The organism is Effusibacillus lacus, from assembly GCF_002335525.1.
In the GTDB taxonomy this organism is placed as follows: Bacteria; Bacillota; Bacilli; order Tumebacillales; family Effusibacillaceae; genus Effusibacillus; species Effusibacillus lacus.
In genome coordinates this window covers 1-16,936 of the sequence record NZ_BDUF01000010.1, presented here as the reverse complement: position 1 = coordinate 16,936, position 16,936 = coordinate 1, and the positions used below count along the sequence as shown (strand labels likewise).

Below are 16,936 nucleotides of genomic sequence, written 5' to 3'. Positions count from 1 at the left end.
AGACTATGCGGTTGGTACAAGGGAATTCGCCACATGTTCCTCGGAAATCCCCACTGGGATATAATGGAATCCCAATTGTCTCATCACTTGCGGGGCAAAGAGGTTGCGACCGTCGACCAGCAGCGGTTGGTTCATCAGCTCCCGCACTCGCTCCAGCTCAAGACCATAGAATTCATCCCATTCGGTCAATAGAACAGCCGCATCGGCATGGGTCACCGCCTGGTAGGCATCTTCCGCAGGTGTAAATCCATAGAGCGGACTTAAATCTTTCATATCAACTACCGGATCGTAAGCGACCACTTGCCCGCCAGCCTGAACAATCTGATGGATGATGGCAAGCGCTGGCGCTTCCCTCACATCATTTGTATTCGCCTTAAACGCCAACCCCAGTACGGCGATCCGTTTGCCGGCAAGCCCTTCCAGACGGGCCTCCAGTTTCTTGACGATTCTCACACGCTGTTCGTGATTGATTCGAAGCACTTCCTGAAAGAGCGATACGTTGACTCCATAGGTTTCTCCCAAAGCTACCAGAGCTTTGGTGTCTTTGGGCAAACAGGACCCGCCAAAGCCGATGCCCGGTTTCAGGAATGCGGGGCCAATCCGGCGGTCGAGGCCGATCCCGAGGGCCACTTGGTAGATGTTGGCATCCGCTTCTTCGCACAGGTTGGCAATGGTGTTGATAAAAGAGATCTTCATTGCCAGATAGGCATTGGCCGCATACTTGATCATTTCGGAACTTTGCCAGTCGGTAAAGATCACCGGACAGTCCAGCGGTTCAAACAACTCCTTCATGCTTTGTCTGGCAGCCTCTGTCCTGCATCCGATGACCATTCGGTCAGGCGACATGAAGTCGTTGATGGCAGAACCTTGACGAAGAAATTCAGGTGCGGAAATGATGTCGAACCTGCCTTCCCGGTCTTCATTCAGAAAGCGGGATACGGCAGCGCACGTTCCCACCGGCACGGTGCTTTTTATTGCAACCAGCACATGATCCCTGATGGAAGCTTTCAGGGATTTTACCACGTTCCAGAGGGCGGTCAGATTCGGATGCCCATCCTCTCCGGGTGGCGTCCCCACCGCAACCATCACCAATTCCCTGTCTTTCACCGCCACTTCCCAATCGGTGGTAAAGCGCAGCGACTTTTTCTCCATATTGCGTGAGACCATCTCCGGGAGCCCCGGTTCGTATACCGGCAGATTCCCCGCCCTGATGCGCCCGATCTTCAGGGGGTCATTGTCAAGACAGACCACATCGTGCCCCCAGTCAGCAAATACGGCAGCCGACACCAATCCCACATATCCTGCACCCACAACGCAAATTCTCATAGATTCCGCACCCGCCTTTATTTCAGTGCCGCAAACGCTTCGCGGCCCAAAGATTCGATTTCCAACACCGACAGATAGCTTTTCGCCAGACGGTCAAAGACCGAGTCCCAATCTCTCCTGACAGCTTGAATGCGTGCAAAATGGGCCATCTGCAGCCGGAGGTTGTCATTGCGAACCAGCAAAGCGATTCCTTCCCGGAAGGATTCCACCGATCGGGCATGACACAGGAGACCATTCTTCATATGTGTTACAATGTCCAACACACCTCCAGCTTCCACCCCGACCACCGGCAGTCCGGATGCCATGGCTTCCAAAGCCACGTTGCCGAAAGTTTCCGTGCTGGAAGGAAACACAAACAAATCACATGACGCGTACATTTCGGCGAGTTCCCTGCCACGCAGGAATCCGGTCCAGGTGATGGACGTTTCCTGCTGTTGTTGAATCTTCGACATCAGCGGCCCGTCTCCTACCATCATCAGGTGCACACGGTCTGCCACATCCTGGGGCAATGAGTGAAAACTTTCCAGCAGGATGTCGATGTCTTTCTCGGGTGCCATGCGACCCACGTACAGAAGCAGCAGCTTGGAGTCGTCTATTCCGTATTTTTCCCTGATATGGGGGTTACGGTTCTGCGGTTGGTAACGGGAGGCATCGATTCCCCGGCTCCAGATCTCCACATTGGGGATTCCGTTGGCTTCAAGTATTTCTTTGGTGGCGGAAGAAGGGCAATAGGTGCGTTCACAATTACTATGGAACCAGTTCAGATAGGACCAGAGCATTTTTTTGAGGAAAGACAAGCGGTAGTAATCCAGGTACTGGTCAAAATTCGTATGGTAAGAGGCGACCATTGGAACGTTATGGCGCTGGCCAAAGCGGAGACCGATCAATCCCAGCGTGAAAGGCGTTACCAGGTGCAACAGATCCGGCTTGAATTCGAGGAGTTGTTTTTCTATCTTTGCGTAGCGGGACAACGGAATGCGGCATTCGGGATACAACGGAAACGGAAAGCTCAGCACCCGCCGGATATGATCCGTATCTTCAACCCGTTCCGCATCGTCAGGAGCAAACACCAGAAACTCGATTCCTTTTCTTTCCCAGTAGTTGACCAAGCGGTTCAGCGTCATGGTGACTCCGTTAACTTGAGGCGCAAACGTGTCTGTAAACAGTGCAATCCGCAAACCAATCCCCCCTTGATATCTGACATATTTACCGGATCATCCGCAGGCGGGAGTGCCGTCCACGGTGTTCCAGCGCTTTCTCCATCACAGCTTCCGCAATTTCCTCGGCAGCTTTCGGACGACGGATGGTCTCCATGCGTCTGATCATTGTTTCCCGAACCGTCTTGTTCTCCGCAAGATAAAGAGCCAGATCAGCCGCTTCGTCCGGTGTATCCGCGGAATAAGCCACTCCCAACCGGGTCATCAGCTCCCCGTTTCGCTGTTCCTGTCCGGGTATCGAAGTATACAGCACCATCGGCAGTTTCATGGTCAGGGCTTCCGATACGGTCAAGCCGCCCGGTTTGGTAACAAGCACATGATGTTGGGCCATCAGCCTGGCAATCTGTCTAGTGTACCCGTATATAGTAATGTTGCCGTTCTGTCCGTACCGGCTCTCCAATTCTTCCTGCAGGGTCTGATTGTGGCCGCAAACCACAGTGATCTTGCAAGCGCCGCAGGAATCGGCAATCGACTCGACCATTGGGGTTACGCCGATTCCCAAGCCTCCGCCCATAATCAGAATTCTGTTTTCAGAATCCGGTCTGATACCCTCTGCGGTTTCCGAACCGGATAACGCTTCCAGAAACGAACGGGATACGGGAATCCCTGTCACCCGGACTTCTGCGGGATAACGGAGACGCTTATGCAGAACGTTTGCGATTGGTTGCGCAGGAACGCAGTAGAGATCCACCCCTTGGTGTGTCCAGTATCCGTGCATATCAAAATCGGTAATGACTGTACACAAGGGAACCTGCAGCCCCTTGCGTTTCATTTCCGCGATCAGGCACGCCGGGAGCGGGTGCGTGCAGACAACCGCATCAGGAGCCAGGCGTCTCAACCAGGAACCTACGTCTTTTTTCAACACACGGTGAACAATCAGGCGGCTGAACCCGTTCATTTCCTTCTCCCGCTGCCACTCGTACCATTTCCCCCACCAGCCCGGCCGCCGGGCCAGTGTTTCCAGATACAAGGCGCGAGTCACTTTTGCCGTGAGCGGGCGAAACGTATCCAGCAGGTTCAGTCTCGTCACCCGCGCATCCGGGAAGGATGTCAGCAACGATTCTTCAATCGCGGAGGCAGCCCGGTCATGACCCGCTCCAATCGATTCGGACAACAATACGAAATGCGGCATGGGTCCCTCCTTAAGCTATCACCAATGCGGTAACGGTACCAAGCATTGCACCGATGGCAATGTCAGTCGGATAATGCAAACCGAGATATACCCGGGATAAAGCCACGAGTACGGCCACACCGTAGAACACAGCCGTAAAAGCGGGAAATGCAATTGTCAACACGGTCGCCATGGAAAAAGCGGCCGTCGAGTGTCCGGAAGGAAATGACGCGTCACAGAGCAACTTGCGCCCGGTGCATACATCTTCAAGGGCCTGATAAGGCCTTCGCCGCGGATATACTTTCTTGCACACGCTGACAACCAGATGACTGATCAACAAACTCAAAGCCATATGAACGCCCGTCTTCATCAGGAACGAATTGCCGAAGAGCAGCAAAGCCAGTGCCAGCAGAATGCTCCAGACCGCCCCTCCGAAGTGGGTGATGCATGGCATTATTTTGTCCAGCAGCGAGGATCTCAAACTATGGTTCACCCAGAAAAATGTCGTGATGTCTCCGCCCCGTACCCAATCGGTCATTTTCTGCATCAGGTGGTTCCTCCCTTCCTCTCAGTCTTAACGTACCATCGAATTATTAAGAAAATATAAAGGTTAGCTTAAGAATTCAAATACTAGCGCTTATCTTACAAGTGCAAAAAGCGCTTCTTGGAATGTTTCAAGAAGCGCAGGGAATTGTCGGAACAACAGGATCAGGACACTTTCTTTTCCGGTTCGGGGTCATCAAGCAGCAGATTGCGGGTCGAATCCTTAAACTCCTTAATGGTTCTGCCGAAGACACGCCCCAATTCCGGCAGCTTTTGTAAACTATGTGTAAAAACGGCAAACAGACCAAGAGATCCCTCAGGAGAGGGATCTCTTGGTTGTGGGGGGTAGGGGGATTCCAAAAGGGTCAATGAGGAAACCTTTTGTGGGATTGAGCAATTCACCGGAACAATCAGCAGCCTGGCGATCATAGCTTTCGCTGTAGACCCATGGCTTTGCGTCCCTGTCTTTCGATCAGGTTTGCCCTTTGTGATTGACTCATTCCTTGTCTTAAATTTTACATATGTCGACAAAATAGTACATAGGACTGTAGGACTATTTTTCGGGAAATTACTTTATAATTCGACAATTACCGCCAAATAAGGGATTATTTTCCTGTTATTTTTATATCCCCGCAGGTCGATCAGGAGAAACGGACTCTCAGTTCCTGTTTCTGCCCACAATGCCCGTATCAGCTCCGGATCAAATTCCTGACTGCTTTCCACCAGTTCGATTCTGGCGTCATTTTCTTCCAGGCGTCTTATGATTTCCCGGGTCGTATCCCGGGATCCGGTATCCACCAGCACAATCCGCATCTCTTTTTTGGACAGAAACGCCCTGTAGCAGATAGTGCGAAGGAGTCCCTCCACGTAATTCTCCCCGTCCTGCACCAACAGTACCAAAGTCAGGCGGTTCTCTGGCGAGGAACGTCTATAGAAAAAACGGACCAGTTTGGTTACCCCTACAATCAAGCCGTATACGGCAAAAGCCCATATCAAAAGGGCCAGCACACCTGCCACCTCCCCTTGTGGTGTCAATATATGCCGGCCCCTATGTAGGCGTTCGTCAGAGTCGGACCCACCCGCGTCGGGCAGCTGTAATAACAGCTTGGGTTCGGTCATCAACCCCGAGTTTTCCCAGTATGGAAGAAACGTGATTTTTCACCGTTTTCTCCGAGATAAACAGGGTTTCCCCAATGTTCCGATTGCTTTTTCCTTCCGCCATTAAACGCAGAATTTCCATTTCCCTTTGCGTCAGCAAATCCTGCCAGGTGTCCTGTTCCACGGCAGTTGCGATTTCATCCTGGAACACCCTGCCGCCACCCATCTTGTAGCTTAGCCGTTTAAATTCATTGATCAGCTTCGTTGTAACCTGAGGATGGATAAATGCCGTTCCGCCGGCCACCTGTCGGACCGCGTCAACCAGGACTTCCGATTCGACATCTTTCAGGAGATACCCGTTGGCTCCTGCACGAATTGCTTCGAAGATGTAGGCTTCGTCGTCATGAATGGATAAGATAAGAACTTTAATTGCCGGGTACATCTCTTTGATCTGCCTTGTTGCTTCGACTCCGTTTCTTTCCGGCATGTTAATGTCCATCAGGATTACGCTCGGAGTCATTGTACCGGCCAAAGCCACGGCTTGTTCGCCGTCAGTAGCTTCGCCTATAATTTGAAAATCTTCTTCCAGCTCAAAAATTCGTCTCAATCCTTGGCGAAATAACGTGTGATCGTCCGCCAAAACGATCTTAATCGGATTCTGAGGGCTCATTTGCTTTGCCTCCTTGATGAGATATCGGCAGAGTAATGATCACTTTGGTTCCCTCTCCGATCTTTGAACGGAATTGCACCCGACCCCCAAGCAGTTGAATCCGCTCTTTAATCCCCAACAACCCGTAATGCCCTTTCTCAACCAGCTTGCCCCTTGCTTTCTTTGTGTCAAACCCTTTTCCGTTATCCGCAATATGGACAACAATTTCAGTTTCTCTCATCTCAAGCCTCACTGTGGCAAGCGTAGCTTCCGCATGCTTGCGTATATTGGAAAGCGCTTCTTGCACCGAACGGAATACCGCCACTTCCAAAGGGCCCTGCAGCCTTTTTTCCTTCCCGAGCAGGATGAAATCGGTCTGGATCCCATGTTTTTCCTGAAACTTTGCAAGATAGCGTCTTAATGTGGGGGCAAGTCCCAAATCATCCAGTTCCATGGGTCGCAGGTCAAAGATGATTTGTCTGACTTCCGACAGACTGTCACGAACCATCTGCTTCAGTTCGCGCAGCTCCACACGAACTCTGTCCACATCCCGGTCCAGAACTTTCTCCACAATTTCGGATCGCAAGACCACGTTTGCCATCATCTGAGCCGGACCGTCATGAATCTCCCGCGCCAACCGGCGGCGTTCTTCCTCTTGTGCCTGAATCACCCGGATACCGAGATATTGCTTTTCCTCAACCGATTCGAGAATCGCGTCAATGTCCTGATGCTCTCCCGACAGGTAATTAAGAGCCACGCTAAGTTGTGTAACCAGGCTTTCCGCTTTCGTTACCAATTCCCCTAATTTTACCAGCCGTTGGGACAAATCGTCACGTCTGAGGCGCAGCTGCTTTTCCCTTTCCCGGACGACCAGCAGCGCAGTCTGCAGTTGTTGTGCCTCTTCGTAAGCCTCTTTCATCTGAACTTCCGTATACATGCCAAAGCTTCTGCTGACCAGCGCCAACCGGTGACGGGATTTCAGCAATTCGGTTTGCAGCCGGTCGACTTCTTTCGCCGTCTCATATACCTGTGCCTGCACACCGGCAACGTCCCGTTCCAGGGTCTGGTACTCCTTGCGGGAAGCTTCGGCAATCTCGAAAATTTGGTGCTTCCCCTGGTGGATTGCCTGCAATGTGGACGAGATTGCATGGTCGAGGATCCGGGTGTCGAATGGATGGGACACAGTCCGAACCTCCCCTGATACTTTTGACCTATTAATTCTTTCATCAAGACCCAATTTCCTGCAACCCGATCCCTATTTTTTGTCATGAAAAATCAACAATTGTCGAAAAACCGGAACAGAAAAACGAATGGAAGGCACAGCCAAGGCCGTGCCCTCCAATGCAATGGGGTAAGGGTGATATATATAGTTTTCGCTGGATATTTTTTCTTTTTGGGGGTCTACAGCCCGGCCTTCTGTTTGAGGATCGCCGCTTTGTCGGTCCGCTCCCAGGGCAGATCCAGGTCGGTGCGGCCAAAGTGACCGTAAGCAGCCGTTTGGCGGTATATTGGACGGCGGAGATCCAGTTCCTTGATGATGCCTGCCGGACGCAGGTCAAAATTCTCCTGAACCAGGCGAACGATCACTTCCTCTTCCACTTTGCCTGTGCCGAAGGTGTCAACCATGACGGAGACCGGACGGGCAACCCCGATGGCATAGGCCAACTGTACTTCACACTTGTCGGCAAGACCGGCAGCTACAATGTTTTTGGCCACATAACGCGCTGCGTATGCAGCGGAACGGTCAACCTTGGTCGGATCTTTGCCGGAGAATGCGCCGCCGCCGTGGCGAGCGTATCCGCCGTAGGTGTCGACAATGATCTTGCGGCCGGTAAGACCCGCATCCCCTTGCGGTCCGCCAATTACGAACCGGCCTGTCGGGTTGATGAAATATTTGGTGTCTGCATTCAGCAGGTCAGCCGGCACTACCGGTTTGATGACATGTTCATGCATGTCCTTTTCAATTTGTTCATGGGATACGTCTTCCGAATGCTGGGTGGAGATGACGATGGTATCGATCCGCACCGGTTTGTTCCCTTCATACTCTACGGTCACCTGGGTCTTTCCGTCTGGGCGGAGATACTCCAAAGTCCCGTTCTTGCGCACTTCGCTCAGACGTCTTGCCAGCTTGTGAGCCAGCGAGATCGGCAGGGGCATCAACTCTTCCGTTTCGTTTACGGCAAAGCCAAACATCAAACCTTGGTCGCCGGCTCCGATTGCCTCAATTTGTTCGTCGGTCATTTTGCCTTCACGGGCTTCCAGTGCCTTATCGACACCCATGGCGATATCTGCGGACTGTTCGTCGATGGAAGTGATCACTGCGCAGGTGTCAGCGTCAAAACCAAATTTTGCCCGGGTGTACCCGATTTCCCGGATGGTTTCCCGAACGACTTTTGGAATATCAACATATGTATTGGTAGTGATTTCGCCTGCAACCAGAACAAGTCCGGTTGTTACGGAAGTTTCGCAAGCAACGCGGGCGTTCGGGTCTTTGGACAGAATGGCGTCAAGTACCGAATCGGAAATTTGGTCGCATATTTTATCCGGATGCCCTTCCGTTACGGACTCCGAAGTAAACAGATAACGACGTGTTGACACGGAGGTGCCCCCCTTTTATGGAAGATGGAATACAATTTAAGTCAATTAGCAATACTATCCTAAAAACAGCCCCCTGTCAATCTCTTCATATCGTATCGTTTATCATGCGCCGCAAAGATATGCGCCGCCTCCCGCATAGGGAACAAATAACAGGAGACAAATAAAAGGAACACTCCCTCCGGAGTGCCCCCTTGTAACAGGTTATTTAATTTCGCTTGCCAACTGTTTCTGGGAGAACGCCACCAGTCGCTGCACCATTTTTCCGCCGACCGCTCCCGCGTCGCGGGTTTGGATATGTCCCCAATAGTCTTCACTGCCTTGGTATACCGGCAGCCCAAGCTCGGCGGCGATTTCATACTTCATGTCATCCAGCGCCTTGTGTGCTTCAGGAACCAGTTGGTTTCCTTTCCGGCCTGCTCCTAATGCCACATGAACCGCCTCCTGACGCAGTTTCCGGAATAATCATATTCCGGTATTCCTAGTTTGCGTCAGAGCCGGAAAGCTAGCCTGTCAAATTGCTGGAGTTATGGGGAATTACTGTATCGAATAGGCTCCGCGTACCAATACATAAGTGATCCCGGCGCTGTTGATCTTGATTCCGCGACCGTCGTTGCGGGCCAGGATAATCAGGTGGTTTAACGGCACCTGTGCCCCGCCGGACATGTCCTGCCCGGTTGTTACGTTGGCCAGACCGCCCAATTGCCCTTGAATCGCCGTAACGCTGCCGCTTCGGACAATAATTTCCAGGCCTGCCGCAGACGATGCCTTCAATGTCTGCCCCTGTTGCATCTCAAGCACCGTGAAACCGCCGGTTGCGGCACTGCCGGAGCCCGCGCCTGCTCCGATTCCCGCCAGCTTGCTGTCCACATAACTCTTGGTCACGATCGGATCATCGGCAGATCCCGGAACCGGATTGGTGTTTGCTTTCCCCACCTGCCCCAACATAAAGCCTGCGCCAAGTGTCAATACCATCGTACCGATAAATGCGGCCCGTTTACGCAAAAACATAAATTGCCGTCCTCCTAAGGTTCTTTATCGATGGTATTCGACATAGCCTGCCAAAATCCTCCCGCTATTTCCCAAAACGCTTGAGCAAAACGGTCAGGGCAAACTTCGGAAGAGCCAACTGCCTGCGCCAGCGGCTTGGCTGCTTAAGCAGCCGGTAAAGCCATTCGATGTTCAACTTCCGGAACAAGACAGGCGCCCGTTTCACCGTGCCCGCATAGACATCGATACACCCGCCGATCCCGATTGCAAGGGGAACTTGCAGATCTTGCAAGTATTTCGCGATAAACTTTTCCTGTTTGCCAAGTCCCAGCCCGACGAGCAGAAGCTTCGGGGCAGCAGCACGAATGTCCGACAGAAGGGCAGGAATCTCCTCCTCCCTGAAAAATCCGTCTCTGCCGGTGAGTTTCAGATTGGCATACAAGCGGGACAGGTTTGCTTGGGCCAACCGGTTTGATTCGGGACTCGCCCCGAGGAGATAGACCGTCCAGCCCTCCCGGTCGGCCTTCCGGAACAAAGGGGGCAGTATGTCCGCCCCCGTTACCCGTTCCCTTATGGGACCGCCAAGGATCTTGGCCGCATACACGATCCCTATTCCATCCGGCGTTACCAGGTCTGCCTGCTGCAGAATCCGCTCCATTTCTTTATCTTCCCGGGCATTCATCACAATCTCCGGGTTTGCCGTCACTACTTGACGGGGGACAGCGCCTCCCATCCAGTCTTCAAGCAGATTGATGGTCTCCGCAAAAGAAAGGGTGCTGAAGGGCACCCCCAAAATATCAAAAGTATTGTCAACGGTTTTGGGCATATTCATGACTCCCGCCAATTATTCAACAATTGTTGCAGTCGTTCCTGTTCGTCCTTCTCCACAAAAAAATACCACAAACCGTCGCTGCGGGCTACCTGGTTGACCCCCTTGACGGTCTCCGTATGAATGCTGCCCGGGTCGAACCCGTAAAAGGATCGTACCCACAATAGCAATTCCGTCGGGGAAATCGAAGTTTTCACATGATCGCCGAGGATATTCAGAATGGGGAAAAGCTTGGGAACAGCATCCAAGGTCAGGCCTTGATGGATCAACGCCCGGACAATCTGCTGCTGCCTGCGGATTCTGCCCGTATCGGCTTCCGGATCATGGCGGAACCGGGAGTAGTCCAGCGCCTGTTTTCCGTTCAGCACTTGATCTCCTGCGCGCAAATGGATGTGAGTTCCGTCTGACGGATCGTCATAATCCATCTTCTTTTCCACGTTCACCCGAACGCCGCCCAACAGATCGACCAGCTGCTCAAATCCTTTAAAGTCCACCACCACCGTATGGTCAATGGGAGTCTGCAGCCATTCTTCCACCGTCCTCTTGACCAGTGGCGTGCCGCCATAAGCGAAGGCATGGTTGATTTTGGTGGGCCCGTGGCCCGGTACATGTACATAAGTATCGCGCGGTATTGGAATTACATTGACGGTGGGACGCTCCGGATTGAGAACGGCCAGCAGGATGGAATCCGACCGGGACGATTCGCCGGTCCGGGTATCAATGCCCAGGATGAGAAACGATTTTGGGCGGAGTCTGGTCTGACTTCTGGGTACCAATGGCCTGTTTTCAATTGGCCGGTCCACACCGTAACCTGTCCCTGGCTCGCCTTCGATTGCCGGATTTTTTCCAGTCCCCGATTCTCCATCGATAGGGTTCAGACCTTTAGAACCTGCAACAGAACCGGTCACCAGAAGGCCTGCCATGGTAGCCAGCAGAAGAAAGTTGTGAAACCGCATGATCCACCCCCATCCGCAAACACAATCTTGCCCGTAATGTTGGTTTCTTCTAGTCTTTGCAGGGGGAGCCGGTTTGTTGCCTTGAATGTTTTGCCTTTCCAGATTCGGGCTGAATTGATATACTTGAACACGATGGGACAGAAGGAGGGGACTTGATGCCGAGAATTCTCATATCCGGTTACTACGGATTTGACAATTTGGGAGATGACACGGTTTTGTTCGGCATCATGTCGGCTATCCGCAAGTTGCGTCCCGACGCCGAACTTGGTGTTCTTTCCAACCAACCGAAACGAACCCGGGAATTGTTCGGAATTCCCGCTTATAATCGTTGGAGCCTGCCAGTGATCACCCGCGAATTGATGCGTTCCGATCTCCTGGTCATGGGTGGAGGTTCCCTGCTGCAGGATGTCAGCAGTCCCCGAAGCGTGATCTACTATCTTGGCATTGTTGCGTTGGCCAAGCTGTTTGGAAAGCCTGTGGTGTTTTATGCACAGGGGATTGGTCCGGTTAACAGACCGTTTTCCAAAAAACTGATCCGGCAGATTGTCAACAAAGTGGATCTGATAACAGTTCGTGACGACAAGTCTTTCGACGATTTGAAAAAAATCGGCGTTCACAAACCGCCCATTCATGTTACGGCCGACCCGGCCTTGTCGATTGATACGACCCTTTTCCCAAAAGAAAACGGTCGCGAAATACTTAAAGAATTTGGCGTTACATTTGGTAATACCGGCACAGCTTCGAAACCGGTGGCGGGAATTGCCATCCGAAACTGGAATACCAGTCATCCCTACAAGAAAGTGCTGGCGGAGGCCTGTGACCGATTGTCCCGCCGCGGCTGGCAGGTAGTGTTTATCCCCATGCAATATCCGGGAGATGTCCGGGTATCCGCCGAAGTGATCTCCCTTATGCAGGAACCTGCGGTCCTTTTGGACAGGCAGTTCTCGTTCCGTGACATATCCAGCATCATTGCAAATATGCAGATGATCGTGGGGATGCGTTTGCATTCCCTGATTCTCGCTGCCCTGTATGGTATTCCCTTTGTGCCGCTGTCCTACGATCCGAAAATTGACCGGTTCGTTCACCGGCTGGGGTTGCCACAAGGAGAACGGGTTACCAGTGTCACCGTCGAGGGGTTGAACCAACAGATCGAGAAGGTGGAGCAAAACCTGGACAAGATCAAACTGCAAATGGCGGAGCCGTTGAACCTTTTGCGCCGGGAAGCGGAAAAAAGCGGCGAATTCGCAGTGAAATTCCTGAAATAGCATTGTTTCCGTGAGGTGGTCTCTTTTGAAAGCATTATGGACTTTCCTCTTCTGCGGGGTACTTCTGACCATCACTGCCTGCACCCCTGCTGCAAACCAGACATTTGCACCCCCCGCACAAGAACTGCCACAGCCTGCTGCCGCAACACCACCCGGTCAGTATAATGCCGGAATTCCACACGATCAGTATAATGCTGAAACTGAACCCAGTCAGCATAATGCCGCCAATGCCTCAGGAACAGCCGGTTCTGCAGCAAGCTCAGAGAACACACAAGTCGCCGCAAAAATCCCAATCCTGATGTACCACTCCATCTCCGAAACTCCAAAGCATGATCTGCGGGTCCCGCCCCGGCTGTTTGAACAGCAGCTGCAGCATCTGAAAGAGGCGGGCTACCAGACCCTTTCCTTCAAAGAACTGGAAGACTGGACTGCAGGCAAACCCTTGCCCGCAAAGCCGGTCGTCATCACATTGGACGACGGATACAGAGACAATTACACCGCCGCTTTCCCGATTCTGAAGAAACTGAACATGAAAGCCACCGTCTTTATGACCATTGACCATCTGGATCAGGAGACCAATCTGACGGCTCAGATGATTAAAGAGATGCATGAAAGCGGTTTCGTCGAATTCGGTTCCCACGCCCTGACCCATGTACGGCTGACGGAGCACAAAGACAACGACAGGCTTCGTGCGGAAATAGTCCAGTCCAAATATGAACTGGAAAAATTGACGGGCACTCCGGTCACTTCCTTTTGTTATCCATACGGGGCGTACAACGAGCAGGCGCTGGCTTATGTAAAAGAAGCAGGATACAAATTTGCCGTTGCGATGGACGAAGGTGTTGCGGAGCTTTCCCAGGGCGTGTACACCCTGCTGCGAATCTACATACCCAGTTCCATGACGATGGACCAATTCAAGAAGAAGTTCCCATAGATTTCTATATCCCCTCAAAAATAGGCATGGCCGAATGTCTCACATGACAGGTACCCCGCATATGGTGTGCTGAAACATATGCCCAGGAGGTACGCCCATGAATTCAATGCCGTTTTGTGCGGGACGGGACGATTTGGCTCCCGGCTTTACAGCCCCAGCGCTTACTCAAGATCGGGAAATCGAATACCGACATCTCCCCCTCAGCCCGCAAGATCCAGTATCCGCTGGTCAGTGACAGAACCCAGCAGATCAGCCGGGATTACCGGGTTTTGGATCCGAAAACGGGGGCCTCCCATCGAGCAACTGTTTACATCGACTCCAAAGGGATCATTGTCGCTAAGCTGGTATATCCTGGGGAGGTCGGACGGAGCGGCCCGGAGACCCTGCGCATCCTGCAAGGACTGCAATACGGCCGGCAAACCGGTCTCGGCGTACGGGCGTACCCGCCAATTGGGTGCCGGGAATGCCAGTCATCCGTCCTGATTTCCAGAAAATCGGCACAGTGTAACGGGGAAGCAGTGTGGCTTCCCCTGCACTCCCCTGCACTTCCCCTGACCTCACGTTTTGCTCAAATCCACGGTTCACCCCCCAATATGATCAGTGATCCTCAGAAACCACCCTTTTGTTAAGCAAATTTGTGGGCGATCCAACAGACTTTGCGGGGTGGCCTCCAAAAAGTCTCCGTTTTGTTAAGCAAAATTGTGGGTGATCATAAAGCCGGAAAAAACTTTACCGGGACACGTAACTATTTATAAGAGTCTGTCCGATGAAGCATTTTTGCGGATATTTATTCGCCGTAATTGTATAAACCTTGCATAAATCATAGTCGACGGATAAATATACGAAATTTTTTATCCGTCGGACAGACTTCTATAGAGTTGCCATGACTTCACCGTATATACAGTCAAGAGTTGTAATGACTTTCCCGTTTTTACGATGATCCGGCCAGAACGTTCTCCATTTCAATGGAGGGAGGATGTCACAGTTAGCAATCCTGTACCTATGTAGCTTGGCGTAATGAACGGTAGGTTTGATGTATTGGAACGGAACTTGCGATTACAAGCATTTCAATCATTGAGGGCAAAGTCCCGTTATAACGCGTCTTTTGCAGGAAGCGAAACCACGAAATATATCGTGGCAAATATTTGACTGCAATCCTGTCAAAGCATTGGATCCACTCTCTGAACGGTTCCTGCTCCATTGGCAAAACCCCGGGGTATGGCTTCTTCCTATACCTTACACGGTAGTAGGGGTTGTTGCTTACATTCTGTTTCTTGAGGGGTGGGACAGGTTTCCAGATTGAATTTGCGAACCAGTTTTCCAGCGCTTCCCATAGGGATGTTACATCCCGTAGGAATCTGATGGGAGTTTGGGATTGGGTCGTGGTGGCTGATGGAGTCGTAGGACTTGGTTGGGCTGAAGGACTAGGTTGAGCCGTAGAACTGGCTTGGGTTGTAGAACTGGCTTGGGCCGTAGAGCTGGGTTGGTTTATAGAGCTAGGTTGGGTTGTAGAGCTAGGTTGAGTTGTAGAACTGGGTTGGGTTGTAGAGCTAGGTTGAGTTGTAGAACTGGGTTGGGTCGTAGGGCTGGATTGGGATGGTATACGCTGTTGAGATGTGGTGTCGTGTTGGGAAGGGAGAATCTTTGATGACGGTGAACTCACGGTTGTTTGAGATTCTATTCGGGCAAGGGCCCCAATTATTTTGTGCCGCCAATAGAACAGGGGTTACATAAGGAACTTTCACTTTGATTTCTGCTGTACGAAGGGATTCGCCTTTGATCATGCATTCCAGGAACTTCACCCATTTATGGGGATAATGAGTCCCGTGGAGAGGCGTGCTTGTAAAGTCGTTGAAGGTTTTGCTGCAACATTTACATTTGTATCGCTGTCGATCTCTGTACTTTCCATGGCCAATCACATCATGACTCTGACAATGGGGACAGACAATCTCTCCCTGCTGCTTGTGGCCCCTCAACTTGTTAAGTACGTTCTCGCAAGTTTCCGGATCAGTAAAGCGGTTATAATTACGGCGAAAACGTTCTTTTCGCTGCTCGCCGATTTCCATCTGCCTGTTCACAAATCATCACCCCCTCATCCGAACGTCAGTTCCCATTTTACCATTGATTGCAAATTCCATCTACCCCCGTTTCAAAAAATTTCACCCACAATCTTGCTTAACAAAATGACCTTCTGGTGAAACCCAAATGCTTGAACAATCACCCACAATCCTGTTTAATAAATGGATAAATAATAAAACACCCACAAGCCTGCTTAACAAAAGGGCGGGGTGCCAGATGATCTCGGGAGGCGGTTGGCATAATTCCATGCAAATTAAGATCCGGGGACGAAATTCGTGTGATCGCACCCAGCCGGAGTCTGTCGATTGTTGCACAGAATCAGCGGGAGGTCGCGACAAAGCGATTTGCAGAGATGGGGTTGAAGGTTACTTTCGGAAGACATGTGGAAAAGACACGGTACCTGAAAAAAAGTGTGAATCCACCGGGGATTCACACTTTTGCCGCTTTCAGGGATCAATCGCCGTCAAACAGGTCGCCGAGACCGCCCAGGATGCTGCCTTCCCCGGTACGATGACCGCCGCCTTGCGGAGCGGCTGCAAACACGCGGCTTGCCAGACGGCTAAAGGGCAGGGATTGGACCCATACTTTTCCCGGGCCGCGAAGAGTGGCAAAAAACAGACCTTCTCCTCCGAACAAGGCGGTCTTGACCCCGCCGACGAACTCGATGTCATAGTCGACTTCTTTCGTAAAGGCAACCAGACAACCGGTGTCAATCCGCAGCAGCTCGCCTGGCTGCAGCTGTTTTTCGTAAATGGTCCCGCCTGCGTGAACGAATGCCAGACCGTCTCCTTCAAGTTTTTGCATGATAAAGCCTTCACCGCCGAAGAAGCCGGTTCCCAGCTTGCGCTGGAGCTCTATTCCCACGGATACGCCTTTTGCCGCGCAGAGGAAAGAGTCTTTTTGGCAAACTACCTTACCGCCAAGCTCACTTAGATCCAGCGGAACGATTTTGCCGGGATAAGGGGCCGCAAAGGATACGTGGCGCTTGCCCTGTCCGGCATTGGTAAACACGGTCATGAAGAGACTTTCACCAGTCAGCAGCCGTTTTCCGGCACTGAACAACTTGCCCATAATCCCTTTGTTCTCCTGGGAGCCGTCGCCGAAGATGGTTTCCATGCTGATGCCGTCTTCCATCATCATCAGCCCGCCGGCCTCCGCAACGACACTTTCCTGCGGGTCCAGTTCAATCTCAACAAACTGCATGTCATCTCCGTGAATCTTAAAATCGATTTGATGCGCGTTCATCTAACATTCCTCCCTCAATAAATTAATGTTTTCTACGTTTTTCTCGCTCTATCACAATATTTCATCTTTGACGTACGAAGCACCCATGGATAATATTTG

At 51.8% G+C, this 16,936-nt stretch carries 16 protein-coding genes, 1 pseudogene and 1 riboswitch; of the genes and pseudogenes, 3 read left to right on the top strand and 14 right to left on the bottom strand.

The window, feature by feature from the left end; all coding sequences use genetic code 11:
• Nucleotides 1–3: 3 nt before the first annotated feature.
• The 12 genes from EFBL_RS02535 to EFBL_RS02475 all read right to left on the bottom strand — a co-directional run bounded on the left by EFBL_RS02535 (nt 4) and on the right by EFBL_RS02475 (nt 11,314).
• Nucleotides 4–1,326: a UDP-glucose dehydrogenase family protein gene (locus EFBL_RS02535; protein WP_096180573.1), complete on the bottom strand. Its 1,323-nt coding sequence runs from the start codon at nt 1,324–1,326 to the stop codon at nt 4–6.
• A gap of 17 nt (nt 1,327–1,343) precedes the next feature.
• The gene (locus tag EFBL_RS02530) at nt 1,344–2,504 is read right to left on the bottom strand and encodes a glycosyltransferase family 4 protein (RefSeq protein WP_096180572.1); all 1,161 of its coding nucleotides are present in this window, start codon (nt 2,502–2,504) and stop codon (nt 1,344–1,346) included.
• A 28-nt stretch (nt 2,505–2,532) separates the two neighbouring features.
• Entirely contained in the window at nt 2,533–3,675 is a 1,143-nt protein-coding gene (locus EFBL_RS02525; RefSeq protein ID WP_096180571.1) for an MGDG synthase family glycosyltransferase, read from the bottom strand.
• A gap of 10 nt (nt 3,676–3,685) precedes the next feature.
• Nucleotides 3,686–4,201 (bottom strand): phosphatase PAP2 family protein, encoded by a 516-nt coding sequence (locus EFBL_RS02520; protein WP_096180570.1) that lies wholly within the window; start codon nt 4,199–4,201, stop codon nt 3,686–3,688.
• 405 nt (nt 4,202–4,606) lie between these two features.
• A riboswitch (cyclic di-GMP riboswitch) is annotated at nt 4,607–4,690 on the bottom strand.
• A gap of 80 nt (nt 4,691–4,770) precedes the next feature.
• Nucleotides 4,771–5,205 (bottom strand): glycosyltransferase, encoded by a 435-nt coding sequence (locus tag EFBL_RS02510; protein ID WP_096180569.1) that lies wholly within the window; start codon nt 5,203–5,205, stop codon nt 4,771–4,773.
• A gap of 55 nt (nt 5,206–5,260) precedes the next feature.
• Nucleotides 5,261–5,965 carry a response regulator transcription factor gene (locus EFBL_RS02505; protein ID WP_096180568.1) on the bottom strand — a complete coding sequence of 235 codons (705 nt, stop codon included), beginning with the start codon at nt 5,963–5,965 and terminating at the stop codon, nt 5,261–5,263.
• Nucleotides 5,943–7,127: a sensor histidine kinase gene (locus EFBL_RS02500; protein ID WP_165912724.1), complete on the bottom strand. Its 1,185-nt coding sequence runs from the start codon at nt 7,125–7,127 to the stop codon at nt 5,943–5,945. The genes EFBL_RS02505 and EFBL_RS02500 overlap by 23 nt, the downstream gene beginning before the upstream one ends.
• A 218-nt stretch (nt 7,128–7,345) precedes the next feature.
• Nucleotides 7,346–8,542: a methionine adenosyltransferase gene (gene metK, locus EFBL_RS02495; protein WP_096180566.1), complete on the bottom strand. Its 1,197-nt coding sequence runs from the start codon at nt 8,540–8,542 to the stop codon at nt 7,346–7,348.
• Nucleotides 8,543–8,743: 201 nt separating this feature from the next.
• Complete coding sequence (locus EFBL_RS02490) at nt 8,744–8,971, bottom strand: alpha/beta-type small acid-soluble spore protein (protein ID WP_096180565.1); 228 nt, start codon at nt 8,969–8,971, stop codon at nt 8,744–8,746.
• A gap of 105 nt (nt 8,972–9,076) precedes the next feature.
• Nucleotides 9,077–9,550: a hypothetical protein gene (locus EFBL_RS02485; protein ID WP_096180564.1), complete on the bottom strand. Its 474-nt coding sequence runs from the start codon at nt 9,548–9,550 to the stop codon at nt 9,077–9,079.
• Between the two features lie 64 nt (nt 9,551–9,614).
• The gene (locus EFBL_RS02480) at nt 9,615–10,355 is read right to left on the bottom strand and encodes a WecB/TagA/CpsF family glycosyltransferase (protein ID WP_096180563.1); all 741 of its coding nucleotides are present in this window, start codon (nt 10,353–10,355) and stop codon (nt 9,615–9,617) included.
• A 2-nt stretch (nt 10,356–10,357) separates the two neighbouring features.
• Nucleotides 10,358–11,314: an LCP family protein gene (locus EFBL_RS02475; RefSeq protein WP_096180562.1), complete on the bottom strand. Its 957-nt coding sequence runs from the start codon at nt 11,312–11,314 to the stop codon at nt 10,358–10,360.
• Between the two features lie 155 nt (nt 11,315–11,469).
• Between EFBL_RS02475 and csaB the strand changes: the two genes are divergently transcribed.
• The 3 genes and pseudogenes from csaB to EFBL_RS21595 form a co-directional block, all read left to right on the top strand.
• Nucleotides 11,470–12,579, top strand: a complete 1,110-nt coding sequence (csaB, locus tag EFBL_RS02470) for a polysaccharide pyruvyl transferase CsaB (protein ID WP_096180561.1) — start codon at nt 11,470–11,472, stop codon at nt 12,577–12,579.
• Between the two features lie 25 nt (nt 12,580–12,604).
• The gene (locus tag EFBL_RS02465; protein ID WP_096180560.1) at nt 12,605–13,513 is read left to right on the top strand and encodes a polysaccharide deacetylase family protein; all 909 of its coding nucleotides are present in this window, start codon (nt 12,605–12,607) and stop codon (nt 13,511–13,513) included.
• A gap of 188 nt (nt 13,514–13,701) precedes the next feature.
• Nucleotides 13,702–14,021 (top strand): annotated as a pseudogene (locus EFBL_RS21595) (redoxin domain-containing protein); the annotation flags it as partial.
• 1,042 nt (nt 14,022–15,063) lie between these two features.
• Here the strand turns inward: EFBL_RS21595 and EFBL_RS20220 are convergent.
• Nucleotides 15,064–15,591, bottom strand: coding sequence for an IS1/IS1595 family N-terminal zinc-binding domain-containing protein (locus tag EFBL_RS20220; protein WP_131927791.1), 528 nt, complete (start codon nt 15,589–15,591; stop codon nt 15,064–15,066).
• 454 nt (nt 15,592–16,045) lie between these two features.
• Nucleotides 16,046–16,837 carry a TIGR00266 family protein gene (locus EFBL_RS02450; protein ID WP_096180558.1) on the bottom strand — a complete coding sequence of 264 codons (792 nt, stop codon included), beginning with the start codon at nt 16,835–16,837 and terminating at the stop codon, nt 16,046–16,048.
• Nucleotides 16,838–16,936: the final 99 nt, after the last annotated feature.